23 protein-coding genes are annotated in these 26,484 nt (G+C 71.0%); 15 read left to right on the forward strand and 8 right to left on the reverse strand.

Annotated features, from left to right (window positions below; genetic code table 11):
* Window positions 1-38: 38 nt before the first annotated feature.
* Window positions 39-524, reverse strand: coding sequence for a MarR family winged helix-turn-helix transcriptional regulator (locus J3P44_RS03025; protein WP_255888749.1), 486 nt, complete (start codon window positions 522-524; stop codon window positions 39-41).
* Between the two features lie 92 nt (window positions 525-616).
* Here J3P44_RS03025 and J3P44_RS03030 point away from each other — a divergent pair, with 92 nt between their 5' ends.
* From J3P44_RS03030 to J3P44_RS03055, 6 genes are all read left to right on the forward strand, one after another.
* Entirely contained in the window at window positions 617-1,267 is a 651-nt protein-coding gene (locus tag J3P44_RS03030) for a GTP cyclohydrolase II (RefSeq protein WP_255888750.1), read from the forward strand.
* Between the two features lie 242 nt (window positions 1,268-1,509).
* Window positions 1,510-2,028, forward strand: a complete 519-nt coding sequence (locus J3P44_RS03035) for a TrmH family RNA methyltransferase (protein WP_255888751.1) — start codon at window positions 1,510-1,512, stop codon at window positions 2,026-2,028.
* Between the two features lie 92 nt (window positions 2,029-2,120).
* Window positions 2,121-3,380, forward strand: coding sequence for an ROK family transcriptional regulator (locus J3P44_RS03040; protein WP_255888752.1), 1,260 nt, complete (start codon window positions 2,121-2,123; stop codon window positions 3,378-3,380).
* A gap of 140 nt (window positions 3,381-3,520) precedes the next feature.
* Window positions 3,521-7,612: a 3-keto-alpha-glucoside-1,2-lyase-like domain-containing protein gene (locus tag J3P44_RS03045; protein WP_255888753.1), complete on the forward strand. Its 4,092-nt coding sequence runs from the start codon at window positions 3,521-3,523 to the stop codon at window positions 7,610-7,612.
* A 153-nt stretch (window positions 7,613-7,765) separates the two neighbouring features.
* Window positions 7,766-9,733, forward strand: a complete 1,968-nt coding sequence (locus J3P44_RS03050; RefSeq protein ID WP_255888754.1) for a thioredoxin domain-containing protein — start codon at window positions 7,766-7,768, stop codon at window positions 9,731-9,733.
* Between the two features lie 10 nt (window positions 9,734-9,743).
* A complete protein-coding gene (locus J3P44_RS03055) occupies window positions 9,744-10,955 on the forward strand; it encodes a DUF480 domain-containing protein (RefSeq protein WP_255888755.1) in 1,212 nt (403 codons plus the stop codon).
* A 24-nt stretch (window positions 10,956-10,979) separates the two neighbouring features.
* Here J3P44_RS03055 and J3P44_RS03060 read toward each other — a convergent pair whose 3' ends face one another.
* Window positions 10,980-12,140, reverse strand: coding sequence for a glycosyltransferase (locus tag J3P44_RS03060; RefSeq protein ID WP_255888756.1), 1,161 nt, complete (start codon window positions 12,138-12,140; stop codon window positions 10,980-10,982).
* 71 nt (window positions 12,141-12,211) lie between these two features.
* Between J3P44_RS03060 and J3P44_RS03065 the strand changes: the two genes are divergently transcribed.
* On the forward strand, window positions 12,212-13,144 hold the full coding sequence (locus tag J3P44_RS03065) for a DUF1353 domain-containing protein (protein ID WP_255888757.1): 933 nt from the start codon (window positions 12,212-12,214) through the stop codon (window positions 13,142-13,144).
* A gap of 21 nt (window positions 13,145-13,165) precedes the next feature.
* On the opposite strand, the gene trhA is transcribed toward J3P44_RS03065, so the two are convergent.
* The gene (trhA, locus tag J3P44_RS03070) at window positions 13,166-13,891 is read right to left on the reverse strand and encodes a PAQR family membrane homeostasis protein TrhA (RefSeq protein WP_255888758.1); all 726 of its coding nucleotides are present in this window, start codon (window positions 13,889-13,891) and stop codon (window positions 13,166-13,168) included.
* A 95-nt stretch (window positions 13,892-13,986) separates the two neighbouring features.
* Here trhA and J3P44_RS03075 point away from each other — a divergent pair, with 95 nt between their 5' ends.
* The 3 genes from J3P44_RS03075 to J3P44_RS03085 all read left to right on the forward strand — a co-directional run bounded on the left by J3P44_RS03075 (window position 13,987) and on the right by J3P44_RS03085 (window position 17,253).
* Window positions 13,987-14,766 carry an isoprenyl transferase gene (locus J3P44_RS03075; protein WP_255888759.1) on the forward strand — a complete coding sequence of 260 codons (780 nt, stop codon included), beginning with the start codon at window positions 13,987-13,989 and terminating at the stop codon, window positions 14,764-14,766.
* A gap of 208 nt (window positions 14,767-14,974) precedes the next feature.
* The gene (gene phoH2, locus J3P44_RS03080; protein WP_255888760.1) at window positions 14,975-16,318 is read left to right on the forward strand and encodes an RNA 5'-3' helicase PhoH2; all 1,344 of its coding nucleotides are present in this window, start codon (window positions 14,975-14,977) and stop codon (window positions 16,316-16,318) included.
* A 260-nt stretch (window positions 16,319-16,578) separates the two neighbouring features.
* Window positions 16,579-17,253 carry an aggregation-promoting factor C-terminal-like domain-containing protein gene (locus tag J3P44_RS03085; RefSeq protein ID WP_255888761.1) on the forward strand — a complete coding sequence of 225 codons (675 nt, stop codon included), beginning with the start codon at window positions 16,579-16,581 and terminating at the stop codon, window positions 17,251-17,253.
* Window positions 17,254-17,266: 13 nt separating this feature from the next.
* Here J3P44_RS03085 and J3P44_RS03090 read toward each other — a convergent pair whose 3' ends face one another.
* Genes J3P44_RS03090 through J3P44_RS03105 form a run of 4 tightly spaced genes read right to left on the reverse strand, consistent with a single transcriptional unit; the run spans window position 17,267 to window position 20,680 of the window.
* Window positions 17,267-17,869, reverse strand: a complete 603-nt coding sequence (locus J3P44_RS03090) for a GNAT family N-acetyltransferase (protein WP_255888762.1) — start codon at window positions 17,867-17,869, stop codon at window positions 17,267-17,269.
* A gap of 52 nt (window positions 17,870-17,921) precedes the next feature.
* Window positions 17,922-19,304, reverse strand: coding sequence for a class II fumarate hydratase (locus tag J3P44_RS03095; RefSeq protein WP_255888763.1), 1,383 nt, complete (start codon window positions 19,302-19,304; stop codon window positions 17,922-17,924).
* A 24-nt stretch (window positions 19,305-19,328) separates the two neighbouring features.
* Entirely contained in the window at window positions 19,329-20,186 is an 858-nt protein-coding gene (locus J3P44_RS03100; protein ID WP_255888764.1) for a hypothetical protein, read from the reverse strand.
* Entirely contained in the window at window positions 20,183-20,680 is a 498-nt protein-coding gene (locus tag J3P44_RS03105) for a SigE family RNA polymerase sigma factor (RefSeq protein WP_255888765.1), read from the reverse strand. Before J3P44_RS03105 ends, J3P44_RS03100 begins: the two co-directional genes overlap by 4 nt.
* A 159-nt stretch (window positions 20,681-20,839) precedes the next feature.
* On the opposite strand from J3P44_RS03105, the gene J3P44_RS03110 reads away from it, so the two are divergent.
* From J3P44_RS03110 to J3P44_RS03120, 3 genes are all read left to right on the forward strand, one after another.
* Window positions 20,840-21,214, forward strand: coding sequence for an ArsR/SmtB family transcription factor (locus tag J3P44_RS03110; protein ID WP_255888766.1), 375 nt, complete (start codon window positions 20,840-20,842; stop codon window positions 21,212-21,214).
* Window positions 21,211-21,726, forward strand: coding sequence for an SRPBCC family protein (locus J3P44_RS03115; protein WP_255888767.1), 516 nt, complete (start codon window positions 21,211-21,213; stop codon window positions 21,724-21,726). The genes J3P44_RS03110 and J3P44_RS03115 overlap by 4 nt, the downstream gene beginning before the upstream one ends.
* A gap of 62 nt (window positions 21,727-21,788) precedes the next feature.
* Window positions 21,789-23,687: a penicillin-binding transpeptidase domain-containing protein gene (locus tag J3P44_RS03120; protein WP_255888768.1), complete on the forward strand. Its 1,899-nt coding sequence runs from the start codon at window positions 21,789-21,791 to the stop codon at window positions 23,685-23,687.
* 3 nt (window positions 23,688-23,690) lie between these two features.
* On the opposite strand, the gene J3P44_RS03125 is transcribed toward J3P44_RS03120, so the two are convergent.
* Window positions 23,691-24,359 carry a spermidine synthase gene (locus tag J3P44_RS03125; protein WP_255888769.1) on the reverse strand — a complete coding sequence of 223 codons (669 nt, stop codon included), beginning with the start codon at window positions 24,357-24,359 and terminating at the stop codon, window positions 23,691-23,693.
* Between the two features lie 105 nt (window positions 24,360-24,464).
* Between J3P44_RS03125 and J3P44_RS03130 the strand changes: the two genes are divergently transcribed.
* Together J3P44_RS03130 and J3P44_RS03135 are read left to right on the forward strand one after the other, a co-directional pair.
* Window positions 24,465-25,325, forward strand: coding sequence for a MerR family transcriptional regulator (locus J3P44_RS03130; RefSeq protein WP_255888770.1), 861 nt, complete (start codon window positions 24,465-24,467; stop codon window positions 25,323-25,325).
* 174 nt (window positions 25,326-25,499) lie between these two features.
* Window positions 25,500-26,465: a putative endonuclease domain-containing protein gene (locus J3P44_RS03135; RefSeq protein WP_255888771.1), complete on the forward strand. Its 966-nt coding sequence runs from the start codon at window positions 25,500-25,502 to the stop codon at window positions 26,463-26,465.
* Window positions 26,466-26,484: the final 19 nt, after the last annotated feature.

Below are 26,484 nucleotides of genomic sequence, written 5' to 3' on the forward strand. Positions count from 1 at the left end.
GTCATCAGCAACCACTGGCGAGGCCGGGTCAGCCGCCCTCAGGGCGTCGTCGGTTGAGCACACTCCTGCTCGGCGAGCATGCGCCGGCTGGCCTCGCCGAGTCCGTCGGCGATCGCGGTGAGCTGGTCGCGGGTCAGGGCGTCGATCAACAGCTCCCGCACCAGCGCGACGTGACCGGGGGCGGCGCGCTGCATGAGCTGCCTGCCCTCGTCGGTGAGGGCGGCGTAGACCCCGCGGACGTCGATGGTGCACGGAGCGCGCTGCACCAGGCCGGCCTTCTCCAGCTGGGAGACCTGGTAGGTGAGCCCGCTCTTCGAGTTGAGCATGCTGTCGGCCAGCTCGGTCATCCGCATCGCGCCGCCCTCCGCGAGGGAGAGCCGGGCCAGGATCCCGTACTGGAGGTGGGACAGGCCGACATCCTCGCGCAGCTGCTGGTCGAGGCGACGCTCGAGCAGCGCGCTCGTGGCGACGAACGCCTGCCATGCGCGCATCTCCTCGTCGTCGAGCCACCTCGGATCAGTCACGGCCGAAGTCTACCGCGAAAGTTGTTCGAATTCGAATCACCTGCTACCTTGTGCGAGGTCGTTCAAATTCGAAACATCAAGGAGCAGCAGACATGGACTCCACCTCTGACCGCGTGGCGATCAGGACCCAGGTGCAGGTGCCGCTGCGCTTCGGCGACGGCTACACCGCGCTGGCTCGCGTCACGACCTTCCGGGGGCTCGCCGACGGTCAGGAGCACCTGGCGCTGGAGCTCGGTGACCCCGAGGACGGCGAGCTCCCGCTGGTGCGCCTGCACTCGGAGTGCCTGACTGGTGACGTCTTCGGATCCGCGCGCTGCGACTGCGGGCCGCAGCTGCGCGAGGCGGTCGAGCAGATCGCGTCGGCCGGGGGAGTGCTGCTCTACCTGCGGCAGGAGGGCCGCGGGATCGGCCTCTACAACAAGCTCGACGCCTACGCCCTCCAGGACGCCGGGCTGGACACCTACGAGGCCAACACCGCCCTGGGCTTCGCCGAGGACGCGCGTGACTACAGCGCCGCGGCGCAGATGCTGGCGACGCTGGGCATCACACGGCTGGACCTCCTCACCAACAACCCCGACAAGGTGGGCCAGCTGCGCGAGCACGGGGTCGCCGTACGCCGCAGCGTCCCGACCGGGGTGTTCGCCAGCGAGAGCAACCTCCGCTACCTGCACGCCAAGGCGGAGCACACGCGGCACACGATCCTGCTCCCCGCCGTGACCGCCTCGGCGGTCGCCGCGGGCTGACCGCGCTCACCGCCAGGACCTCGCGATCGACCAGGCCCGAAGGCGTCCGGCTCACCGCGAGACCGACAGCCCGAGCATCCTCCTGCACCGCTTCCACGAGACCATGCCGGGAGTCTACGGATCGCAGGACGCACGCTCAGCGACGTCGGATACGCTGACGGAACCACTTCGTCGATGGATCCGGCGCCGCCGCTGAAAGGCGCCCTCTGAATGATCAGTTCTGGAGTCCAGACCACGCGCCGATGAGTGGCGCTCAGACCAAGCCGGCCGAGCTGCGATCACGGCGCCGACGCGGGCGCCACAGCTGCTGGGACCACCTCATCATCGCTCCGTTGTGGGTCGCCTACGACGCGAATCTCGGCACCTTGCTGCGCACGTGCGATGCGATCGGTGCATGCCTCGCGGTCCCTCGCACAAGGCACTACCAGGACGCACTCCGTGTCGGTGACACGCTCCGCGGTCGGCGGCCGTGCATCCACTGGGTCGCACCGACGAAGGAGGGGTGGATCGACGAGCAGCGGTCGGCCGGGCGCCGGATCGTCGCAGTCGAGCTCGCCGAGGGGGCGACTTCCCTGCCCCGGCTGACGCCCGCACGCGGATCCACGGTGTTGCTCCTCGGCCACGAGCACCAGGGCGTACCCGATGAGGTGCTTGCCGACGTCGACGAGTGTGTGGAGATCCCCATGGTCGGTTGGGGAGCCAGCCTCAACGTGGCGGTGGCAGGCAGCTTGGTCGCCTATCGGCTTGCCGGGCTGTCGTGACCCCACTCCTACGCTGGAAGAGCGCGCATCACACGACGTCGCGCTGAAGCGCCCGCACGCCGCGGTGCCGACTACCCGTCACCATGTGTCTCATGCCGAAGAGACTTCCGCTGGACCCGTCGACCGCCGTTCCCCCGGACGAACGGGTCGATCATCGCCTCATCCGGCGGGTCAACCTGGGGCTCGTCCTTCGAAGCCTGCGCGACCGGGGTCCGCGGTCCCGGGCGAACCTGGCGGCGGAGCTCGGGATCACGCGGTCGACGGTGTCGAGCCTGGTGAGCGAGCTGGCCGATCGTGGTCTGGTTCGGATCGGGAACTTCCAACGCGGCGCGATGGGGCGGCCGGGACTCGAGGTGGAGCTCGACGGTCGCTCTGTCTGCGGCCTCGGCGCAGAGGTCAACGTCAACCACGTCGCCACGCTCGCCCTCGACCTGTCGGGCCGCGTGGTCGCGGAGCACAAGCTGGCCCTCGCGGCGAACGAGCTCCCTGCCGAAACTGTCGTCGACCGGCTCTCCACGCTGGTGCGGGACACGGTGTCGGAGCTCGAGTCGCAGGGTGTCGCGTCGGTCGGCGTCACCGTGGGCATCGCCGGGCTGGTCGACCGTGCCGATGCCGGGCTCACCCGCGCTCCGAACCTTCAGTGGCGCGACGTCCCGGTTGGCGCGATGGTCCGCGCCCGGCTCGGTGACCTACGGGTCGCCGTCGACAACGAGGCCAACCTTGCTGCGCTCGCGGAGGCGACACCCGGCGACCCGGACCGTCAGGACATCGTGGTGATCTTCGGTGAGGTCGGCGTCGGTGGCGGCATCGTCGCCGGGGGCCGGCTGCTGCGCGGGCAGCAGGGCTATGCCGGTGAGTTCGGCCACATGGTCGTCGAGCCTGGAGGGCGGGTGTGCGGGTGTGGCCGCCGCGGATGCTGGGAGGCGGTCTGTGGCCTCCGCGCGCTGCTCGAGCTCGCAACGGACGCCGGCGATCCGGTGCGGGACCCGTCGGTGGCCATCGAGGAGCGCCTCGCCGAGATCAACCGGCGGGCCGACGCCGGCGACCCCCGCACGCTCGCCGCACTGGGGGAGGTCGGTTCCTGGGTGGGGGCGGGCGCAGCGATACTCACGAACGTCCTCAATCCGGCGGCGATCGTGCTCAGCGGCTATTTCGCGATCGTCGGCCACCACATGATCGCGGCGATCGAGGACCAGATTGGGGCTGGCGTGCTTGCAGCGGACGCGGGCGGGACCCGTGTCGAGCTCTCCGAGCTCGGCTTCGGCGCGGCCGTGCGAGGTGGTGCGCTCACCTCGCTGGAACGCGTCTTCGATGACCCCACGTGCGTGGAGCCGCGCGGCTCGGAGGACTGACCAGGCACGCCTGGCCACCGGCCTCAGGTGCGGCAGAGGCCGTTGACACCTCTCGTCCCCGTCCCTAGTGTGGCGTGCGTCACACTTAGTTTGGTGGCACAACAAACTAAGTACCTCGGAACCAGGACAGGGAGTCAGCGATGCAGCAGATTGCGCTTGGAGAGGCCGCGCCACCGGAGATCGGGCGGCGACGTTGGTGGTGGATGGGAGTCGTGGCCGCGCTGGCGGTTGTCTTGTCCACGCTGGCCGGCGCGCCGGCGGCGAGGGCTGCGGAGGCGTGTGCCCTGGCCCAGGTGTGCGAGGCGGAGCTCGGGACGCTCCACGACGGAGCCGGGGTCGCCACCGAGCATGCTGGCTACACCGGGACCGGCTTCGTGGACCGGATGTGGGGAGCTGCGGGTGTCGTGCTCGAGGTGGATGCGCCCGAGGCGGGAACCCATCGGGTGACGATGCGGTACGCCAATGCCGATCCCGGCAGCGGGTTCGCCAGCCGCCGGTTCACGCTGACCGTCAACGGGACGACCCACGTGCCGGTCCTGTTCCCGCAGACTGCCAATTGGGCCACGTGGTCCACAGTGACCGTGGCGGTCCCCCTGGCCGCAGGCGTCAACCAGCTCGACCTGCACACCGGGCCCGAGAACAACGGACCCATCAACCTCGACCACATGGTCGTCACCTCCGCCGACCAGATCACCGAGGCCGGCGTGACGATGCGCATCTTCGACGTGGACACCGCGTTGGAGGAGCTTTGCACGCTCAAGGCGGGTCAGACTCCCAACGTGGACGTGCTGCGACCGGTCGTCGACTGGTCGACGGCGGACGACTTCGGAGGCTACGACGCGAACTTCGTCGCCCAGGTGGTGGCGGACATCGAGATCGCCGAAGCCGGGGACTACACCTTCCGCCTCGAGAGCGACGACGGATCGCGGCTCACCATCGCCGGCGAGCAGGTCATCGACCACGACGGGATCCACGCCGCCGAACCGAAGGACGGCGACGTCACCCTGGCCGCCGGCTCGCACGACCTCGAGATCGACTACTTCGAGGCCGGCGGGGACCAGGCGCTCACGCTGTTGTGGCGCCGTCCCGGCGAGACGACCTTCGAGGTCGTCCCGACCTCCGTGCTCACGACCGAGGGCGGCGGCGCACGCGTCGTCTCCCCGGGCGTCAAGGAGTGCGAAGGCTACGGCGAGGACGCGGGCGACGGTCTTCCGCTCAGTGACGTCCACCCCAGCTTCGAGCTGAGCGACCTCCGTCCGGACGACGCCTTCCAGCCGGACGTGTCCGGGATGGCCTGGTACCCCGACGGCAGTCTGGCCGTCCTCACCTGGGGGAAGTCGCAGACCTCCTCGAGCGGCAAGCTCTACAAGGTCACCAACGTCCAAGGGGCGGTCGACCTCGGCCAGGTCGACTACACCGAGATCGCCTCCGGCCTGCAGGAGCCCCAGGGTGTGCAGATCGTCGACGGCGAGATCTATGTGTCGACGAAGGCGGGCCTGGACCGGCTCGTCGACCAGGACGACGACGGCTTCTTCGAGGGACGCGACCGGCTCGCGGCGTTCCCCTATGCCGACAACTTCCACGAGTTCGCCTTCGGCCTGCCCTACCGCGACGGCCACTTCTACGTCGCCCTGTCGTCGGCGCTGGACCGCAGCGGTGTCACGAGCGTCCCGCAACCATCGCCCGACCGTGGCACGGTGGTGAAGATCAACAAGGACACCGGCGCGATGGACTACATCGCGGGTGGTCTGCGCACGCCCAACGGCATCAACTGGGGGCCCAACGGCAACCTCCTGGTCACCGACAACCAGGGCGGATGGGTGCCCACGAGCAAGCTGGTCGAGATCAAGGAAGGCGCGTTCTACAACCAACCCACGACCTTCGAGGACCCGGCGACGGGCGAGATGCGCGACGGCCGGTTCGATGACCAGCCGGTGACGCCTCCGGTGCTGTGGATGCCGCACGCCGAGATCGCCAACTCGCCGTCGACGCCCGTCGTCATGGAGGAGGGCGTCTTCGCGGGGCAGCTCGCGATCGGCGACGTCACCTACGGCGGGGTCCAGCGCGCCTACCTGGAGGAGGTCGACGGCCAGCTCCAGGGAGCCCTGTACCGAATGAGCCAGGGGCTCGAGGCCGGCATCAACGAGATGATCATGGGCCCCGACGGCGATCTCTACCTCGGTGGGATCGGCTACGACGGCAACTGGAACCAGCCCGGCAAGCTCCGCTACGGACTGCAGAAGCTGGTCGCCAACGACACCGTGACCATGGACATCCTCACGACGGAGATCACCGAGAACGGCTACGACCTGACCTACACCAAGCCGCTCTCGGCGGAGACCCGACAGAACCTCGCGTCGAAGTACCAGGTCGAGCAGTGGCGCTACAGCGCCACCGCTGCGTACGGCGGCCCGAAGCTCGGCGAGGAAGCCCTCAGCGTCGAGGTGGCCACCGTCAGCGAGGACGGCCGGACGGTGAGCCTCACCATTCCCGGGGTCAAGCCCGGACACGTGACGCACATCCGCTCGCCACGGCCGTTCACGGCCGAGGATGGTGAGCAGCTGTGGAGCACGGAGGTCTGGTACACCGCCAACGCGGTCCCCGGCTACGTGTCCCCTGCGGACCAGGGGTTCTACGAGGCCGAGGACGGCGCACTCGGCGGCAGCGCCGGGATCGCCAGCGACCACAGCAAGTACTCCGGCTCGGGCTTCGTCGGCGGGTTCGGAGCCGTGGGCGCCGCGCTGACCTTCCACGTGAACGCCGAGGCGGCCGGACCACAGCCTGTGCACCTGCGCTACGCCAACGGGCCGCACCCGACACCCGCAGCGACGAAGACCGTCTCGCTCTACGTCAACGGCGTGGAGGTCGACCCGTTGGAGCTGGCGAGCACGGGCGAGTGGCAGGACTGGGCGTTCGTCACCCGCGAGCTCGATCTGCAGGAGGGGGAGAACACCATCTCCGTCAGGTACGAGCAAGGTGATGACGGCTTCGTCAACTTCGATGCCCTGAAGGTCGGCGCTGCCAACGACATCTGCACGCCCCAGAATGCCGGGGCCGGTTACACGAGCCTGTTCGACGGGACGCTGGACAGCCTCGAACCGTGGCGGCACGCCAGCGGTGGTTCCTTCAGCCGGCGCCCCGACTGCTCGCTCAAGACGGTGGGTGACATCGGGCTGCTGTGGTACGACCAGGAGCAGTTCGACGGCTACAGCCTCAAGGCCGAGTGGAAGCTGGCCGGAGACGACAACTCCGGTGTCTTCGTCGGGTTCCCGGACCCGGGTGACGACTGGACTGTCGCCTTCACCCGGGGTCACGAGATCCAGATCGATCCCACCGACGACGCGGACTCGACGACCGGGTCGATCTACAACCACCAGGCACCCGACGCCGAAGCCCGCGACGGGGCCCTGAACCCGCCCGGGCAGTGGAACGAGTACGAGCTCATCGTCGAGGGTCAGCGCATCCAGGTGTTCCTCAACGGCGTGAAGATCAACGACTACACCAACACCGACCCCACCCGGATGACCATCCCTGGCTACATCGGGCTGCAGAACCACGGGGGCGCCGACGATGTCTACTTCCGCAACATCCGGATCAAGGATCTCGACACCGACACCGACCCCGACCCCGACCCCGACCCCGACCCCGACCCCGACCCCGGCACGGGCGAGGCACCCACCGTCAAGGCATCCGCCGCGCCGGCCTCGGGTGCGGCTCCACTGGAGGTGCGGTTCTCGGCCGCAGGTGTCGATCCCGAGGGCGGACCGCTGACCTACCTCTGGGAGCTGGAGGGCAAGAAGGTGCCGGGGCAGACCGTGGTGCACAAGTTCACGCAGCCCGGCAGCTACACCGCCACCGTCACGGCGACGGACGAGGACGGCAACAGCGCCTCTGACAAGGTCGCGGTCACCGTCACCGCTACCGCTCCGGCGTCGGCTGACACCGGACGCCCGACGGTCACACCGGTGTCACCCAGAGGCCGGGTCAAGGACCGCACACCGAGGGTGGTGGCGGCCGTCCGGGACATCGGCTCAGGCGTCGCCGGATCTGGCATCACCGTGACGGTCGACGGCAGGCGGCTGCGCTTCACGTACGACGAGCAGCGGGGCCGCGTGGTCGCCGCCGTCCGGAAGGCGTTGAAGCCCGGCTTGCACCGAGTGAAGGTGGTCGCCGTCGACCGGGCGGGAAACCGCACAGTGCGGCGGTGGTCCTTCAGGGTCGTCCGCAGGTAGCTGGTCCACGCTGACGATCGGTGCGGGCTGCGCAGAGCGCGGTCCGCACCGATTCGTCTCGCCACGAGAGCGTTGGCCGCGATGTCGCCGCGCGCCACTCTCGTGTATCACTGAGACGAAGGCTCTACGTGCCACTCGTCAGGAGTCACAGGAATGGCCAACCGTCTGGCTGGTGCGACCAGCCCCTACCTCCTTCAACACGCCGACAACCCGGTCGACTGGTGGGAGTGGGGACCCGACGCCTTCGCCGAGGCGAAGCGTCGTGATGTACCAATCCTGTTGTCAGTTGGGTACGCCGCCTGCCACTGGTGCCACGTGATGGCGCACGAGTCCTTCGAGGACGAGGGGACCGCGGCCCAGATGAACGAGAGCTTCGTCTGCATCAAGGTCGACCGTGAGGAGCGCCCGGACGTCGACGCCATCTACATGCAAGCCACGACGGCGATGACCGGTCAGGGCGGCTGGCCGATGACGGTCGTCCTCGACCACGACGGCAATCCCTGGTTCGCCGGCACCTACTTCCCCGACGAGCCGCGGCACGGCCTCGCATCCTTCCGGCAGGTGCTGCAGGCGCTCACCGACGCGTGGCGCGACCGGCCCGACGGCGTACGCCAGCAGGCCGCGCAGCTGCGCGAGCACCTGCAGGCGCCGGCCTCGCTGCCCGTGGCGCCGATCGGCGCGGACGCGATCGACGCGGCGGTCACGGCGCTCGGCCGGGACTTCGACCCGACCGCGGGTGGCTTCGGCAACGCGCCGAAGTTCCCCCCGACGATGGTGCTGGAGCTCCTGCGTCGGCGGGTGGCCCGTGGCGACGACGACGTCGCCAGGCGCGCCGCACACATGCTGGGTCGCACGGTCGCCGCGATGGCGGGCGGCGGCATGTACGACCAGCTCGGCGGCGGGTTCGCCCGCTACTCCGTCGACCGTGGATGGGTGGTGCCGCACTTCGAGAAGATGCTCTACGACAACGGGCAGCTGCTGGCCCTGTACGCCCGTCTCGGCACCCCGCTGGGCGACCGGGTGGCGCGCGAGACCGCGGACTTCCTCCTGCGCGAGCTCGCCACCGCCGAGGGTGGCTTCGCCAGCGCGCTCGACGCGGACAGCGAGGGCGTCGAGGGGAAGTTCTATGCCTGGACGCCCGCCCAGCTCGTCGAGGCGCTGGGCGAGGACGACGGGGCGTGGGCGGCCGGGCTGCTGTCGGTGACAGACGCAGGCACCTTCGAGCACGGCTCCTCGACGCTGCAGCTGCGGCACCCGCCCGACGACCCAGGGCGGTGGGCCGCGGCGCGGCAGCGCCTGTTCGAGGCGCGAGCGTCCCGGGTGCGTCCGGCCCGTGACGACAAGGTGGTCGCGGCCTGGAACGGCCTCGCGATCAGTGGCCTGGTCGCCACCTGGCAGCGCCTCGGCGAGCAGCGGCACCTCGACGCGGCAGTGGCCGCGGGACGGCTGCTGGTCGACGTGCACCTGGTCGAGGGGCGCCTGCGCCGGGTGTCCCGCGACGGCGTGGTGGGCGCTCCCGACGCGGTGCTGGAGGACCTCGGCTGCGTGGCCATGGCGTTCGTCGACCTCGCCACCGCGACCCTCGACGCCACGTGGACCGACCACGCCCGGACGCTCCTCGACGACGCGCTCGCCCGGTTCCCAGCCGAGGACGGCGGCTTCTTCGACACCGCCTCCGACGCCGAGGCGCTGGTCGCGCGCCCCCGCGACCCGTCCGACAACGCCGCGCCCAGCGGGCTGTCGAGCACCGTGCACGCGCTGGTCGCCTTCTCCGCGCTCACCGGCGAGCCGCGCCACCGCGCAGCCGCCGAGGAGGCCCTCGCCACTGCCGGAGTGCTCGCGCAGCAGGCGCCGCGCTTCGCCGGCTGGTCCTTGGCCGCGGCCGAGGCGATGCTCGACGGACCTCGGGAGGTGGCGGTCGTCGGCCCGCCCGGACCGGAGCGCGACGCGCTGGCGCAGGCGGCGTACGCCCTGCCCGGCGCCGTCGTGGTGGTCGCCGACGGCCCGCGCGACGACTGGCCCCTGCTCGCGGGCCGCGTCGCCGTGGATGGCAGGTCGGCGGCGTACGTCTGCCGCCACCACGTCTGCGCCGCCCCGGTCACGGATCCCGCGGAGCTCTAGGGTCGTCAGGGTGACCGAGCTTCCTGTTCTCGACGGCGCAGACCAGCGCGTCCTCGGCAGCCTGTTGGAGAAGCAGACAACGGTGCCGGCTTCGTACCCGCTCACCGGCAACGCGCTGCGGGCCGCCTGCAACCAGACGAGCAGCCGGGAGCCCGTCGTCGATTTCGACGAGCAGACCGTCGAGCGGACCGCGCGGTCGCTCAAGGACCGGGGGCTGCTACGCATCGTGTGGGCGGACACCGGACGGCGGACGCTGAAGTACCACCAGATCCTCGATGAGCGACTCGGGCTGGATCCCGACGAGCGCGCGCTCCTCACCGTCCTGTTGCTCCGGGGCCCGCAGTCGCCGGGCGAGCTGCGAAGCCGCACCGAGCGGCTGCACGCGTTCGCCGACAGAGGCGAGGTCGAGGAGTGTCTGCGCCGGATGGCGGGACGTCCTCAACCACTGGTGCGCGAGCTCGAGCGGCGACCCGGGCAGCAGGATCGCCGCTGGGAGCACCTCCTCGGACCGGGACCGGAAGAGTCAGGGCGAGCCGTCGAGGGTGCGGTCGACCGTGACGTCGTGATCGCCGGCGGCGCCGACGCGCGCGACGCGAAGGTGCGGGCGTCGTACGACGCCGTCGCCACTTCCTACGCCGACCACCTCGTCGATGAGCTGCGAGACCTGCCGTTCGAGACATGGCTGCTGGACCGGGTTCTCGCCCATGCGGCCGGGCAGCCTGTGGTGGAGGTCGGCTCGGGCCCGGGACACGTCACGGCGTACTTGGGCAGTGGTGGGGCCGACGCAACGGGGATCGACCTCTCGCCCGCGATGGTGGCCGAGGCTCGCCGACGTTTCCCAGGTCGAACCTTCGAGGTCGGCGATCTGCGGCAGCTGAGCCGTCCGGCCATGAGCGCCGGGTGGGCGGCCGTCCTGGCGTGGTACTCACTCATCCACCTGGCAGCCTCCGAGCTGCCCGACGCCATCGCGGCCCTGGCTCGCCCGCTGTCACCCGGGGGATGGCTGGTCATCGGCATGCACGCCGGTGGCGAAGTCCGCCGGCTCGAGGAGTGGTTCGGCCATCACGTCGACCTCGACTTCGTCCTGCACGAGCCTGCGTTCGTGGTCGGGGTCGTCGAGTCCGCGGGTCTTGTCGACGTCGAGTGGTACGTCCGCGGGCCGTTGACTGCCAGGGGGGAGACGACACGGCGTCTGTACGTCGTCGGTCGCAAGCTCGCGTAGGGGCGCCCAGCCATTTGATGCGGACTATCGGTGGGCGGTCCAATCCGTGCCGGCGAAGGCCTCCAGGACCGAGACGGCCGAGCCGACGTCCGGCAGGGCCCGCAGCTCGTCCGCCACACCCAGGCACCGCTCGCCCATGGCGGCATCCGCCAGCACCTCGCGCACCCGATCTCCGATCTCGTCCGGCGTCGCGGTGGCGGCGTCGAGGGTGGAGGCGACACCGAGCTCCTCGGCCCGCAGCGCGTTGTGGGGCTGGTCCGCGCCGAGGGGCAGGAGCACCGACGGAACGCGGTGGGCGAGCGCTGCCATCAGGCTGCCCGATCCTCCGTGCGAGACGACGAGGTCGATCACGCGCAGCACGTCGGCCTGCGGCACGAACCGCTCGACCCGGACGTGCGGGGGCTGGGGCCCGAGCTGGGCGGGATCGAGCTCGCGCCCGACGGTGACGACCACGTCGGCCTCGACCTCGCCCAGCCCCGCCAGGAGTCGCTCGAAGAGATCGCCGGACTGCTTGTTGAAGATGGTGCCCAAGGTGGCGTAGACGCGCCGCCTTCCGGCACGTGCACGAGTCCTCGTCGGCGCCGCGGCCGACCGGTAGTGGACCGGTTGCTGGGGCAGCGGCGAGCAGGGGCTGCGGAAGGAGGGCGGGAAGTCCGACAGCACCGGTCCGGAGGTCAGCCGGGTCAGGCCCGGGTCGGGCGCCAGCCCGTGCTCGGCACGTACGACGTCGAGCTTCGGGCCCACCAGGTCGGGGCGGATCAGCAGCCCGGAAGCGAGCACCAGGTGGGTCGCGACCGGCACTCCGAGCAGCTCGGCAGCGATCGTCGTCCCGAGGTCGGTCTCGTCACGCACCACGAGATCCGGCCGGAAGTCCTCGATCACACCAGGCAGCTCAGCTGCCATCCGGCGCGCGCCCCTGTCGCCGAAGTTCTGGGCGAACTCGATCTCCGCGGCCTCGGCGTCGGTGGCCTCGAGGGGAGTCAGGTCGCGGACGGCGGGCGCGCCGTCGTGGTGCGGCCGCGGACTCGTCGCATAGGCACGGAAGCCCGCCTCCTCGATCCGCGGGACCAGGCCACCGGAGCCGGCCACCGCGACCTCGTGCCCCTGTGCCTGCGCCGCTCTGGCCAGAGGGAGCAGGGGGGCGAGGTGTCCGAGCCCGCCGACGAACGTCCAGAGGATCCGCATGGTGGGCCCAGCCTAGGGTCGGCCGCGCTGGGACGTGGCTCGCTGTCGGTCCGCCCGGCCACACTGGAGGCATGCGGACTCGGGAGCACGGGAAGATCGACGGCCAGGTGGTGCAGCAGCCTCGCCGGTTCTACGACGGTGGCACCTTGCCCCGTGACGGCCATCCGGGCGAGCCGCCGGACCCGGGTGCCGACCCCCGCATCGTGCTCGAGCGGCACGCCGAGGAGGGCGTCGAGACGTTCGCCCTCGAGCGGCGCCTGGCCTACCTCGACCGTCACGTCGGCGAGCTGCTCGTGCCCGCCGACCACGACTTCCGCACCGACCTGACGTCGGTGCCGGCACTGTTCACGTGGCTCGTGCCCAAGACCGGTGCCCACCTGCCTGCCGCGCTGCTCCACGACGCGCTGGTGGGCGGCCGCGTCGACCCGGCGTCGTACGTCGCCACGGAGGGGCACGTCGTCGACCGCGTGCGGGCCGACCGGATCTTCCGCGACGCGATGGCCGACACCGGCACGGGCGTGATCCGGCGCTGGATCGTCTGGACCGCGGTCACCGTCGCGACGATCTTCGTGGGGCGCGACGTGCCGTGGTCGCGCGCCAAGCACTGGTCCTATCGGGTCGCGGCCGGGGTGACGATCGTGGCGATCCTCTACATCGGCTACTCCGCGACCAGCGACCTCTTCGACCGGTCGTGGCCGGCCGCGGTGGACGTGCCGTGGATGGGGGAGCGGTCGTGGTGGGTGGAGGTCCTCGGCGGGCTGTCGGGAGCGATCGTCCTGCCGCTCGCGCTGAGCCTGCTGTGGGGCCGGCTGCGGATGGCGGGCGCCATCGCGGGCGTCATGCTCGCGGTCCTGCTGCACGTCACGGTCGGTCTGGCCATGATCGGCGCCAGCTACATCGCGCTCGAGCGGCTGGCGCGCCGCTCACCTCTCCTGGCCTGGACCCTGGCCGGCCTGGTGGTGGTCGCGGCGCTGGTGACGTTCGCGGCGGTCAGCTTCGGCTGACGCCGAGGTGTCCGCGCAGGCTCACCGCAGGGAGTACGTGGCCAGCGAGATGCCGACGTAGTGGGCCGCGAAGGCCAGCACGGTGAAGGAGTGGAACACCTCGTGGAAGCCGAACCACCGTGGTGAGGGGTTGGGCCGCTTGAGGCCGTAGACCACACCGCCGAGCGTGTAGAGGATGCCGCCGGCCGCGACCAGGATCAGGGTCGCGATCGCGATGCCGCTGCTGAACCGGTCGGCGCCGTCGAGGAACTGCGGGATGAAGAAGAGCGCCGCCCACCCGAGCGCGAAGTACATGGGGGTGTAGAGCCAGCGCGGCGCGTCGATCCAGAACACGCGGAAGAGGACACCCGCGATGGCCGCGCCCCAGACGACGAGCAGCAGCGTCGTGCGCGCGGTGCCGTCGAGGAAGAGCAGGGCGTAGGGGGTGTAGGTGCCGGCGATCAGCACGAAGATGTTGGCGTGGTCGAAGCGACGCAGGAACGCCCAGGTGCGCGGCGACCACGTGCCGCGGTGGTAGATCGCCGACACCGTGAAGACGAGGATCGCCGACAGCGCGAAGGCGGCGGACCCGACGCGCGTCGTGGCGGTGGGGGACAGGGCGATCAGGACGATGCCCGCGACGAGGGCGACCGGCGCGGTGCCGGCGTGCAGCCAGCCGCGCAGGTGGGGCTTGACCTCGGCCAGCTTGTCGGACATCAGCTCGCCGGCGCGCTCCACGGCGTGCTCGACGCGGTCGCGCTGGGTCATGAGCCGGTCACCATGCCGACAAAAGTACCCGGATCGGGGTGACGCGCGCACGCGGCGGCGAGGAGGGCTGGCTCACACGGCGTTACCATCGGCAGGTGGTCAGGCTGAAGGACGCAGCGCGGCGGGTGCTCTACCCGGCCTATGAGTCCCGCGTGGTGAAGCGGCTCCCGCCCGACCAGATCCCGCACCACGTCGGCGTGATGCTCGACGGCAACCGGCGCTGGGCCAAGGCGGTCGGCCTCAACACCGCGGAGGGCTACCAGGCGGGGGCCGACAACATCCGTCCCCTCCTCGGCTGGTGCGAGGAGGTCGGGGTCGGGGTGGTCACGCTCTGGCTGCTCTCCAGCGACAACCTCACCAACCGGCCCGCCGAGCAGCTCACCGGCCTGCTGACGATCATCGAAGGTGCTGTCGAGTCCCTGGCCGAGGCCGGCCGCTGGCGGATCCACCCGGTGGGGGCTCTCGACCTGCTGCCGCCCGAGACTGCTGAGCGGCTCAAGGCGGCCGAGGAGGCGACGCGCCACATCGACGGCCTGCTGGTCAACGTGGCGGTCGGCTACGGCGGGCGACGCGAGATCGCGGACGCCGTACGCGCGCTGCTGGCGGACCACGCCTCCCGCGGCACGTCGCTCGAGGAGCTGGCCGACCTGATCGACGTCGAGCACATCGCCGAGCACCTCTACACCAAGGGCCAGCCCGATCCCGACCTCGTGATCCGCACGTCCGGCGAGCAGCGGCTGGGCGGCTTCCTGCTGTGGCAGTCGGCCAACTCGGAGTTCTACTTCTGCGAGGCGCTCTGGCCCGATTTCCGGCGCGTCGACTTCCTGCGGGCCATCCGGTCGTACGCCGCTCGCGAGCGCCGCTTCGGCGGTTGACGTCAAGTCACCTGCTGGCCACCACCCGTTCGGGCGTGTCGGCCTTGAACACGGCGTCAACCGGCGTAATTTCGCAGCATCGGCAGGTGGGGAAGCTTGCCGAACCGGGAGGCAGTCCTTGAGCACTCAGATGGGAGCTCTCCGGTCCGTTGAATGACATCGGGCCGGGCGAGGAGTGCGCGCGCCGACCCGTAGCAAGGGGTTAGTCGTGGCCAGCAAGACCTCATCGCGTCCCTCTTCCGCAGAGCCGTCCGGCTCAGGTGCCCGCAGGACCTACGTCCTCGACACCAGCGTCCTGCTCGCCGACCCCGGCGCGCTCACCCGCTTCGCCGAGCACGAGGTCGTGCTGCCAGTCGTGGTGATCACGGAGCTCGAGGGCAAACGGCACCACCCCGAGCTCGGGTTCTTCGCCCGTTCGGCGCTGCGTTCCCTCGACGAGCTGCGCGTCGTGCACGGCCGTCTCGACGAGCCTGTCGCCATCGGGACGGAGGGCGGCACGCTCCGCGTGGAGCTCAACCACACCGACCCCGACTCGCTGCCCTCCGGCTTCCGGTTGGGCGACAACGACACCCGGATCCTGGCGGTGGCGCGCAACTTCGCCAACGAGGGCAGGCGGGTCACGCTCGTCTCCAAGGACCTCCCACTGCGGATCAAGGCGTCCGCGGTCGGCCTCGACGCGCAGGAGTACCGCGCCGAGGCGATCAGCGACTCCGGCTACACCGGCATGACCGAGCTCGAGGTGCCCGCGGCCGACCTCGACGAGCTCTACGAGGACGGTGTCATCGACCTCGCCGAGGCCCGCGACCTTCCCTGCCACAACGGCCTTGTCCTGCTGTCCGAGCGTGGTACGGCGCTGGGTCGCGTGGGCGCTGACAAGCGGGTCCACCTGGTCCGCGGCGACCGTGACGCCTTCGGGGTCCACGGCCGCTCCGCCGAGCAGCGGATCGCGCTCGAGATGCTGCTCGACCCCGAGGTCGGCATCGTCTCGCTCGGGGGCCGGGCCGGCACGGGCAAGTCGGCGATGGCGCTCTGCGCCGGGCTCGAGGCGGTGATGGAGCGCCGCCAGCACAAGAAGGTGGTCGTCTTCCGGCCGCTGTTCGCCGTGGGTGGCCAGGAGCTCGGCTACCTGCCCGGCTCGGAGAACGAGAAGATGTCGCCCTGGGCCCAGGCCGTGTTCGACACCCTCGGCGCGCTCACCGGCAAGGACGTGATCGACGAGGTGATGGACCGCGGCATGCTCGAGGTGATGCCGCTCACCCACATCCGCGGACGCTCGCTGCACGACGCCTTCGTCATCGTCGACGAGGCGCAGTCACTCGAGCGCAACGTGCTGCTGACGGTCCTCTCGCGCATCGGCGCCAACTCCAAGGTCGTGCTCACCCACGACGTCGCGCAGCGCGACAACCTGCGCGTCGGGCGCCACGACGGCATCGTCGCGGTGGTGGAGAAGCTCAAGGGCCACCCGCTGTTCGCGCACGTCACGCTGACCCGCTCGGAGCGCTCGCCCATCGCGGCGCTGGTGACCGAGATGCTGGAGGACGTCACCCTCTGACGTGGCGCACGTCGCTGGGACACAGGAGGCTCGTGGGGCTCACGAGCCTCCTGTGACGCAAGGGACATAGGTAATTCGGGTGTTCGGTTTGCACGCCCCACACGCCTCGTGCATGGTGGTCGTGATCGTTTCGTGACCTTTCAACCAGGTCAGGCCTGGGACACCCCCGAGAACACCGTCCCGACCGCCTCGTGGAGCGACTCGACCCGTGGTGCCTCTCGAGCCGCACACCCCTGTCGTCAACCCGTGAGACCCCCTTCGTGCCCCAGTCTGTGAAGTACGTCCCCACGCACCGCGCCCCCGGCAAGCACAAGGCCGCGCGCGTCCCCCGCCAGGCCCTGCGCACCACCCTCGCGCTCACCGGGCTGGCCGCCGCCGTCACTGGCGTGAGCGTCGCCGGCGGCATGTTCTCCCAGGACCCCTCGCTCACCCCCGCTGCCGCCGACGTGACCACCACGTCGTCCGACAACACCGCCGAGATCCGGCTCGAGAGCGCGCCGAGCACCGGCGCGCCCGACCTGGAGGAGCGCGCCCGCAGCACTGACGCCTCCCGCTCGTCGCGGCGTACGGACGCCACCAAGGCCGCCGCCCTGTCGATGTCGGCCGGCTCGGCAGTGACCAGGTCACAGAAGCTCTCGGAGGGCGACCCGCGTGACATCGCCCGCGCCCTGCTCCCGCTCTACGGCTTCTCGTCCGACCAGTTCTCGTGCCTCGACTCGCTCTACGTGAGCGAGTCCGACTGGCGGGTCGACGCCGACAACCCGACCTCGTCGGCGTACGGCATCCCGCAGGCGCTGACCCAGCTGCACGACCTGCCGGCGGACTACATGACCTCGGCCGAGTCGCAGATCCGGTGGGGCCTCGAGTACATCCAGGACACCTACGGTACGCCGTGCAACGCGTGGGAGTTCAAGCAGAGCAACAACTGGTACTGAGCCTGGCCACCCGTCAGGTGGGTGGCACCTCGATCACCATGACGCAGTTCTTCAGACCCTTGGGGCGCACGTAGGTGAAGCCGAGGCGTTCGTAGAGCCGCCGCGTGCCGTTGTAGAGGAAGGACGAGGACATCTTCTTCGTCTGCTCGGTCAGGTCGTGCGGATAGGCCTCGACCACGCCACCGCCCGCCTCGGCGATGAGGTCGAGGGCACCCCTGATGGCCACTTCGGTGACGCCTCGGCGGCGGTAGCGGCGGTCGACGAAGACGCAGGTGATCCGGTAGTCGGGGTCGGCGACCTTCTCCGCGTCGTACTGCTTGCGGTGGTGGATGGTGGGCAGCTCGGCGGGCGTGCCGTACTCGGCCCACGCGATCGCCTCGTCGCCGTCCATCACGAGCGCCGCGTGCGCGGCCCCTTCCTCGACGAAGCGCTTCTTCAGCGCCCGGTTGGCCTCCGCGCCCTGTCCACGCTCGTCGGAGTCGGGGTGGAACCAGATGCACCAGCAGCCGCCGAAGATCCCGTTGTGCCGCTGCACGAGGGCGTCGAAGGCCGGCCAGGTCTCCGGGGTCAGGGGGCGGACCTCGTACGTCGCGTCAGTGCCGGTCGTCGCGCTCATGCCCCGACCGTACGACGGCTGACGGACGTTGTGCGTCCGGATCAACGCTCGTTCATGGGTGGGTCATCGAGTCGACGTCCAGCGCGGCATCGAGCTGCTCCTCGGTCAGGTCGCCGCGCTCGACGTAGCCCATGGCGATCACGGTCTCGCGGATCGTGGCGCCCTCGGCGAGCGCCTGCTTGGCGATCTTCGCGGCCGCTTCGTAGCCGATGTAGGCGTTGAGCGGCGTGACGACGGAGGGGGACGACTCGGCGTAGCGCCGCATCCGGTCGGCATCGGCGGTGATGCCGTCGACGCACCGCTCGGCGAGCAGCACGGTCGAGGTGGACAGCACATGGATCGACTCGAGGAGCGCGTGCGCCATGACGGGCATCATCACGTTGAGCTCGAAGTTGCCGGCCGCGCCGGCCCACGCGATGGTCGCGTCGTTGCCCACGACGCGGGCGCACACCATGAGTGTCGCCTCGGGCAGCACCGGGTTCACCTTGCCCGGCATGATGCTCGAGCCCGGCTGGAGATCGGGCAGGTGGATCTCGGCGAGCCCGGTCGTGGGACCCGACGACATCCAGCGCAGGTCGTTGCAGATCTTGGTGAGGCCGACCGCGATCGTGCGCAGCACCCCCGACAGCTCGACGAGCGAGTCGCGCGTCCCCTGTGCCTCGAAGTGGTTGCGCGCCTCGGTGAAGGGCTGACCGGTCCGCTCGGACAGCGCGGCGATGGCCCGCTCGGCGAACGCGGCCGGCGTGTTGATGCCGGTGCCCACGGCCGTGCCTCCCAGCGGCAGCTCACGGACCCGGGGCAGGACCGACTCCACCCGCTCGATGCCGTGACGGAGCGTCGCGGCGTAGCCGCCGAGCTCCTGCCCGAGCGTCACTGGCGTGGCGTCCATCAGGTGGGTCCGACCCGCCTTGACCGCGTCGGCGTACTCCTCGGCCTTGGCCTCGAAGGACGTCGCGAGCCGGCCGAGGGCGGGGACGAGGTCGTCGACCACGGCCAGCGTCGCCGCGACGTGGATGCTGGTCGGGAACGTGTCGTTGCTGCTCTGCGAGGCGTTGACGTGGTCGTTGGGGTGGATGTCCACCCCCGCCCGTGCGGCCAGGGTGGCGATCACCTCGTTGGTGTTCATGTTGGAACTGGTCCCCGAGCCGGTCTGGAAGACGTCGAGGGGGAACCCCCCGTCGTGCTCACCTGCGACGATCGCGTCGGCGGCGCGCACCACGGCCTCCGCCTGGTCGTGGGTGATGACACCCAACCCGGCATTCGCGGTCGCGGCGGCCGCCTTGACGTGGGCCAGCGCCTGGATGTGGCGTGGCTGCAGCGTCAGGCCACTGATCGGGAAGTTCTCGATCGCTCGCTGGGTCTGCGCCCGCCAGAGGGCCTCGCGAGGAACTTCGACCTCGCCCATGGAGTCGTGCTCGGTGCGTGTCTCGCTCACCCGCTCGACGCTACCCCCGGGCGCTCACCCGATGGAACCGCACGTCAGGGTGGAACAGGATGGTCCGCCGGGCACGCCGTAGGTCAGGTCGGCGCGGGACTCCCACTCGTCGACCCAGGCGCCGGTGTCGTAGAACGCCGTCCAGCCCGGCAGCACCCCGGTGCTGGAGCCGCTCACCGGGCGGGTCGACCCGTCCGGCAGTGTCACCTCGACGACGTCGTGCTCGCCGGCGACGTAGCCGATCACGCCGTAGTGGTGGCCCTCGCCGTCAGCGTCGGCGGCCTTGCTGCCGCCGTAGAGCCGCAGGTCGGGGTCGCCCGGCTCGGTGCCGGGCTGCACGGCCCAGACCGTACGTCGCAGCGTCCGGCCGTCGTCGATGCCGGCCATCAGGACGTCGACCTCGGCGTCCTCGCTTGTGCGGAGGTCCACGCCTCGCAGGCGGGCGACGTAGAGGACCTCGGTGCCTCCATCGAAGGTGCCCATCGGGAGGACCTCGCCCACCACGGTGCCCGACTCCTTCGTGTACTCCGCGGGTCGGACGAACCGGCACGCCATCACCCCGCACACCGAGGGCTCGGTGTCCTCGAGCAGGTCCTCGAGGGTGCGACTCTCGACGTCCTTCGGGCGCGGACGCGTCTTCTCCTGTCCCGCGGACGCCGGGCCGGCGGGGTCAGGAGCCGTGGCCTCCGGACCACCCGAGGCGACCAGGGCGGTCGGGACGCCGATCGCGCCGACGACGGCCAGCGACGCCAGCCCGGTGACGATCCGGCGGCGGGTCCGCAGGCGGCGGCCGGCGTGCCGGATCGCGGTGAGGTCGGGGGATCCGGTGGCGGCCGGCTCCGCGGCCACGAGGCGGTCGAGCTCGTCGTGATGACTGGTCATGGTCGGTCCTTTCCTGCGGTGCTGTGGGCCGAACGCAGCCGGGACAGGGCGCGGGACGCGGTGCTCTTGACCGTCCCGGTGGAGACGCCCAGCTGTCGGGCGACCTCGCTCTCGGGCGCGTCGAGGTAGTAGCGCCACACGATGATGCTGCGTTCGCGGGGCGAGAGAGGCGCGAGGAGCTCGCTGAGCTCGGAGCGGTCGTCCACGGGGGCCTCGCCACCGTGGACCCACCCGTCCCCGATCCGGTCCACCGGGACCGGCCGCCGTCGGCGTACGGAGTCGATGTAGCCGTTGACCAGGGTGCGGTGGACGTAGGCATAGGCACCCTCGCGGGTCACCCGGCCCCAGCTCGCGTAGGCCTTCGCCAGCGCGGACTGCACGAGGTCCTCGGCCTCGTGGCTGTCGTGGGAGAGCAGCCAGGCCGCGCGCCGCAGTCGCGGCCATGCTGCCGCCACGAACTCCTCGAACTCGACGTCCAGGTCACTCCGTGCCATCGAACCCCCCTCATCCTCTTCTCGCCCATCCCTACGCAGCAGGGACGTGGAAGGTTGAGTCAGCGCCGCGGGTACCGCCGAACGCCGACCCGGGGCGGCGCCAGAGCGCGTCCCGACCGTACCTTGACGAATAGGTAACCGATAGGTTACCAATGAGGCATGGACCCGTTCGCTGCACTCGGAGACCCGGTCAGGCGTGACCTGGTGGCCCGGCTGTCACGAGCGCCCGCGCGGGTCGTCGACCTGGCGGCCGACCAGGCCATCAGCCGTCCGGCCGTCAGCCGGCACCTGCGGCTCCTCGCCGAGGCTGGCCTGGTCGTGGCGGAGGACCGGGGGCGCGAACGGCACTACCGACTGCAGCCGTCCGGGCTCGACCCCGTCACCGACTGGCTGGCCGGCCTCGAGCCACCGGCCCGGTTCGCCGCGTCCGCCCTCGACGGTCTCGACCTCGAGGTGCGCCGGACGACACGCGAGCGCTCCGCCGACCGAGCCGCCGACCGATCCACCCACACCACCACCGAGGAGACGGCATGACCACCACCCCCCAGCCCACCGGGCGCAGGGAGACGAGGAACGGCGAGACCTTCCTCGTGTTCGAGCGCACCTTCCGCGCGCCGATCGAGGACGTGTGGGCAGCGGTGACCGAGTCCGACCGAATGGGCCGCTGGATCGGGGTCTGGACGGGAGATCCGGCGAGCGGCTCCATCACCTTCCGGATGACCGCGGAGGGCGACGACGTGCCCGACGAGACGATCTGGATCGACGAGTGCGTCCCGCCACGACGACTGGTCATGCGCGCGGCACAGCCCGTGGCGGAGGACCTCCTGTGGGCCTGGGAGATCGACCTCGCCGAGGCCGACGGCACGACCACGCTGACCTTCGCCCAGGGCGTGACCGACCCGGTGCTCGCGGAGAGCGTCGGTCCCGGCTGGGACTACTACCTCGACCGCCTCGTGGCCGCCGAGACCGGCGAGGACCTCGACGCGATCGACTTCGACGACTACTACCCGGCGCTCAAGGACCACTACCGCACCCAGCTGGCCTGAGACAGGGCCGTCGCACGGCGTGCCCCCTTGGTCCGCACGCGAGCGCTGGAGAGCATGGGGGCATGCGGTCACTGCGTCTCGGGATCGGCTTCGGCATGACCATCGTGCTCATGGGGGTCGGATCTGCCTGCTCGGCCCTCGGCGGCGACGACACCGAGCCGCCGTCGCGCACCGCCGACGAGCTGGCCGCGGCGCTGTCCGAGCACTCCCTCGGGGAGGTGCCACTCACCGACGAGACCGACCGCGCCGCGTTCGCCGAGCTGGTCGCGCCCCTCGGGGACGTGCCGGTCGCGGTGGAGGTGGCCTCGGTCGACGAGCCCGAGGATGCCGCCGAATCAGGGGCGACGGCGACCCTCGCCTGGCAGTGGGACCTCACCGACGCCGACGCGTGGACGTACGAGACCACGGTCGCGCTCGTGCCCGTCGAGGACGGGTGGCAGGTCGACTGGACCCCGGAGGCGCTCGCGCCCGAGCTGGCCGACGGCGACACGCTCGGCCTGCGGACGCAGAAGCCGCAGCGCGGCGACGTCATCGGCGACGGTGGTGCGGTGCTGGTCACGGAGCGCCCGGTGCTGCGCTACGGGCTGGACAAGACCAAGGTCGAGGGTCCCCAGGTCGCCCGCAGCGCTCGGCGTATCGCCCGCGTCCTCGACGTGGACGAAGCGTCGTACGTCGAACGCGCGGAGGCCATGGGACCCGAGGCCTTCGTGGAGGCGATCGTGCTGCGCGAGGACGACGCCCTCGAGGTGCTGCCCGAGTTCAGGCGGATCCGGGGAGCGCTCGCGGTGCGCGACAACATGCCGCTCGCCCCCTACCGCGAGTTCGCCGCCCCCCTGCTCGGCCGCGTCGGTCCGGCCACGGCCGAGCTGGTCGAGGGGTCAGGTGGCCGCATCGCCGCCGGCGACGAGGTGGGACTGTCCGGACTGCAGGCGCGCTACGACGAGCAGCTCCGCGGCAGTGCCGGCACAGCCGTCGTCGCCCGCGACGCGGACGACGAGCTGCGCACCCTGTTCGAGGTCCCGGCCACCGACGGCGCCGACCTGGTCACCACCCTCGACCCGGTGCTGCAACAACGCGGCGAGGACGCGCTGGCGACCCTCGGCGAAGGCGCACCGGCCAGCGCACTCGTCGCCATCCGGCCCTCGGACGGCGCGGTTCTCGCCGTCGCCAACGGCACGGGCGGGACGGGCGCGGACCTGGCGTCGACCGGCCACTACGCCCCCGGCTCCACCTTCAAGATCGTCAGTGCGCTGGCGCTGCTGCGCTCCGGCCTGACCGTCGGCGACGTGGTCTCGTGTTCTCAGACCACCGTGGTGGACGGACGCTCGTTCAAGAACTACGACGACTACCCGTCCTCGTCCCTGGGCGAGATCACCTTCACCGAGGCGATCGCCCAGTCGTGCAACACCGCCCTGATCGGCAACGCGGACCGGCTGGCGTCCGGCGACCTCGCGGCAGCCGCGCAGGCGCTCGGGCTCGGCACGGACCACGACCTCGGCTTCCCGGTCTACTTCGGCCAGGTGCCGCCGCCGACGACCGAGACCGGTGCGGCGGCCGACATGATCGGGCAGGGGGCCGTGCTCGCCAGCCCCTTCGCCATGGCCACGGTCGCCGCGTCCGTCTCGGCCGGCCGGGCGGTGCTGCCGGTCCTCCTCCCCGACCACCAGGTCGAGCAGACGCCGCCGGAGGTCCCCCTGACCGAGGCAGAGGCCGGCACGCTGCGGGGGCTGATGCGGGCGGTGGTCACGTCCGGGTCGGGACGCTTCCTGCTCGACGTGCCGGGTGAGGTCGGCGCGAAGACCGGAACCGCCGAGCACGGCGAGCCGGATGCCTCGGGGAGCCTGCCGACCCACGCCTGGATGATCGCCACCCGAGGCGACCTCGCGGTCGCGGTGTTCGTGGAGACGGGCGTGTCGGGCTCGCAGACCGCCGGACCCGTGCTCGAGGCGTTCCTGCGCTGAACCTCAGCGTCGCGCGAGGTAGAGGTAGTACTGCTCGTGACGTTCCTGCAGCAGCACCTCGTGAGCCTGCTCCTCCGCGACGCCGAAGACCTCCTGCATCGCCTCGAGCAGCTCCGGGGCGGCGTTCGCCGACCACACCACGAGCACGCCACCGGGACTCAGCAGGTCGTGGCACCGGCGCAGGAACTGCTCCTCGTAGACCGCCTCATTGGCCTCGTGCACGAGGTAGCCGGGCCCGTTGTCGACGTCGAGCAGCACCAGGTCGTACGTCGAGCGGGCCTCCGCGATCGCCATCGTGATGTCGGCGTTGACCACCGTCGCGCGGGCGTCGGCGAGCACCGCGGGCCCGTGGGGCACCGTCCCGTCGCGCATCCACTCGATGAGCGGCTCCTCGATCTCGACGACCACCGCCCGCTCCACGCGGGGGTCGGCCAGCACCCGCTGCAGGGTGAAGCCCAGCCCCAGACCGCCGATCAGCACGGCGGCCGGGTTCTCGACCAGGTCGAGGGCCTGCGCCGCGAGCTCGATCTCGCTGGTGGTCTCCAGGGTGTCCATGACGAAGACGCCGTTGACGCGCAGCTCGAGCACGTCGGGCGCCGTCTCGGACGTACGACGTCGCAGCACCACGTCGCCGCGCTCGGTCTCCGCCCGCGCGATCTCCACACTGTCCACGGGAACCATCCTGCCCATCTCTCCCTTCCTGCCCAAAGGCCCCCCGGGGTGTGCACGGGCGGCCCCGAACGGCGGCGACGTTGCTACGTTGAACAGGTGTACACCGTGGGTCGAGCTGCAGAGCTCACCGGCGTGCCTGCCGGGACCCTGCGCAAGTGGGAGCAGCGCTACGGCGTCGTCAACCCGCAGCGGACCTCGGGCAACTACCGCCTCTACGACGACGAGGCGGTGCGCCGGTTGAGCGTGATGCGCAGCCTGGTCGACGCGGGCTGGTCCGCGCAGGAGGCCGCCCGGCGCGTGATCGACGACGCGGCGACCGCGCAGGCGGAGATCGCGCGTCCGGAGGAGTCCGCGACCGACCCTCGCATCGAGGAGCTCATCGCGTGCGCGGTGGACTTCGACGTCCCCCGTCTCGAGAAGGTGCTCGACGAGGCCTTCACGGACGCTGACGTCGTCTCGGTGGTCGACGACTGGCTGATGCCGTCACTCGTGCACCTGGGCAAGGCGTGGCAACGGGGTGAGGTCACCGTGGCCGGGGAGCACTTCGTGACGTCCGCCGTGCACCGCCGGATGGCGTTCACCTTCCAGACGCTGCCGGCGGCCATGAACAGCGGCCCGCGGGCGGTGGTGGGGCTGGCGCGCGGGGCCCGCCACGAGCTCGGCGTCCTGGCCTTCGCCCTCGTGCTGCGCTCCCACGGCGTTCCGGTGACCTACCTCGGCGGCGACCTGCCGCTCGAGGCCTGGGTGGGCACGGTCGGCCTGATCTCACCGGCCGCGGTCGTGCTCGCCGTGCCGATGATCGAGGACATCCCCGCCGTCCGCGAGGCCGCGGCGGCGCTGATGCCCCTGAGCCCGGTGCTGCTCGGTGGCGCGCACCAGGACGAGGTCGAGGGTCCCCGGCACCTCGGCCACCGCGCCGGTGCCGCTGCCGTGGCACTGGCAACGCAGCTCGCCGCCGCGAGCTGAGTGGCTTGACAGGTTACGTCATACGGACGGGGCATCCGCTCGCGCCGTCCGCATGACGTCCGGTGCTCCGGTCCGGGCCAGGACGTCTCCACCGAGGGCCTTTCGAGCACGTTCTCCACAGGCCGAACGCCACCTACGGGCGCGCCGTCGGTGGGACGACGCAACCTCACCCGCATGCCGAAGCAGACTCCGTACAACGATCCGAGGTTCGCCCGCGCCCGGAAGGAGGCCGTCAGGCAGGGCGGAGTGCTGTCCCGGCCGCAGCTCTATGCACTCGGCATCACCCGCCACGAGATCCGCGGCCAGGTCCGCGCCCACCGGTGGCAGCTGGTCGGGGACCAGTCCGTGTGCCTGCACAACGGCGAGGTCTCCGACGTCGGCCACCAGTGGGCGGCCGTGTTCCAGGGTGGTCCGCGGGCCTGCCTCGACGGCGCGTCTGCGCTGGTCGCGGGAGGATTGGAGCGCTACACGGTGCTTCAGCACCGGGTGTCCGTGCCCCGCGGGGCGCGTGTTCGACGTTCGCGGCTCTACGACATCCGCCAGACGCGGCGATGGGCCGCGACCGACCTGGCTCCCTCGGGGATTCCGCGCACGCTCCCCGACGTCGCCGGCGTCCGGGCAGCCCTGTGGGCAGCGTCGGACCGACAGGCGGTCTACGTCCTGACGCTCGTCGTCCAGCAAGGTCTCGCCTCGGCCGACCAGCTGGGACTTCAAGCTCTTCGCATCAGCCGCGACCGGCGCCGCCGCCTGGTTCACACCACGATCCTCGACCTTCTCGACGGTGCCCGTTCGCTGGGCGAGGTCGACGTCGTACGCGCTCTCCGCCGGCGGGGCCTCCCACCACCGACGCGCCAGGTCCTGAGGTGCGACCGGCACAACCGCTACTACCTCGACCTCTACTGGGAGGACTTCGGGCTCGTCGTCGAGATCGACGGCATCCAGCACACCTGGGCCACGAACGTGGTCGGCGACGCGTTGCGCCAGAACTCCCTCGTCCTCGCCAGCGACCGCGTCCTCCGGCTACCGCTCCTGGGTCTGCGACTCGAGCCGGAGGCCTTCTTCGAGCAGATCGAGGAGGCGCTGGTCGTGGGTGGCTGGCGGCGACCGGTGGGGACGTCATACAGAGCGCGCCTGCGTTGACCCCCACCGTATGACGTAC

The sequence above is a fragment of the Nocardioides astragali genome, assembly GCF_024436375.1.
Taxonomy (GTDB): Bacteria; Actinomycetota; Actinomycetes; order Propionibacteriales; family Nocardioidaceae; genus Nocardioides; species Nocardioides astragali.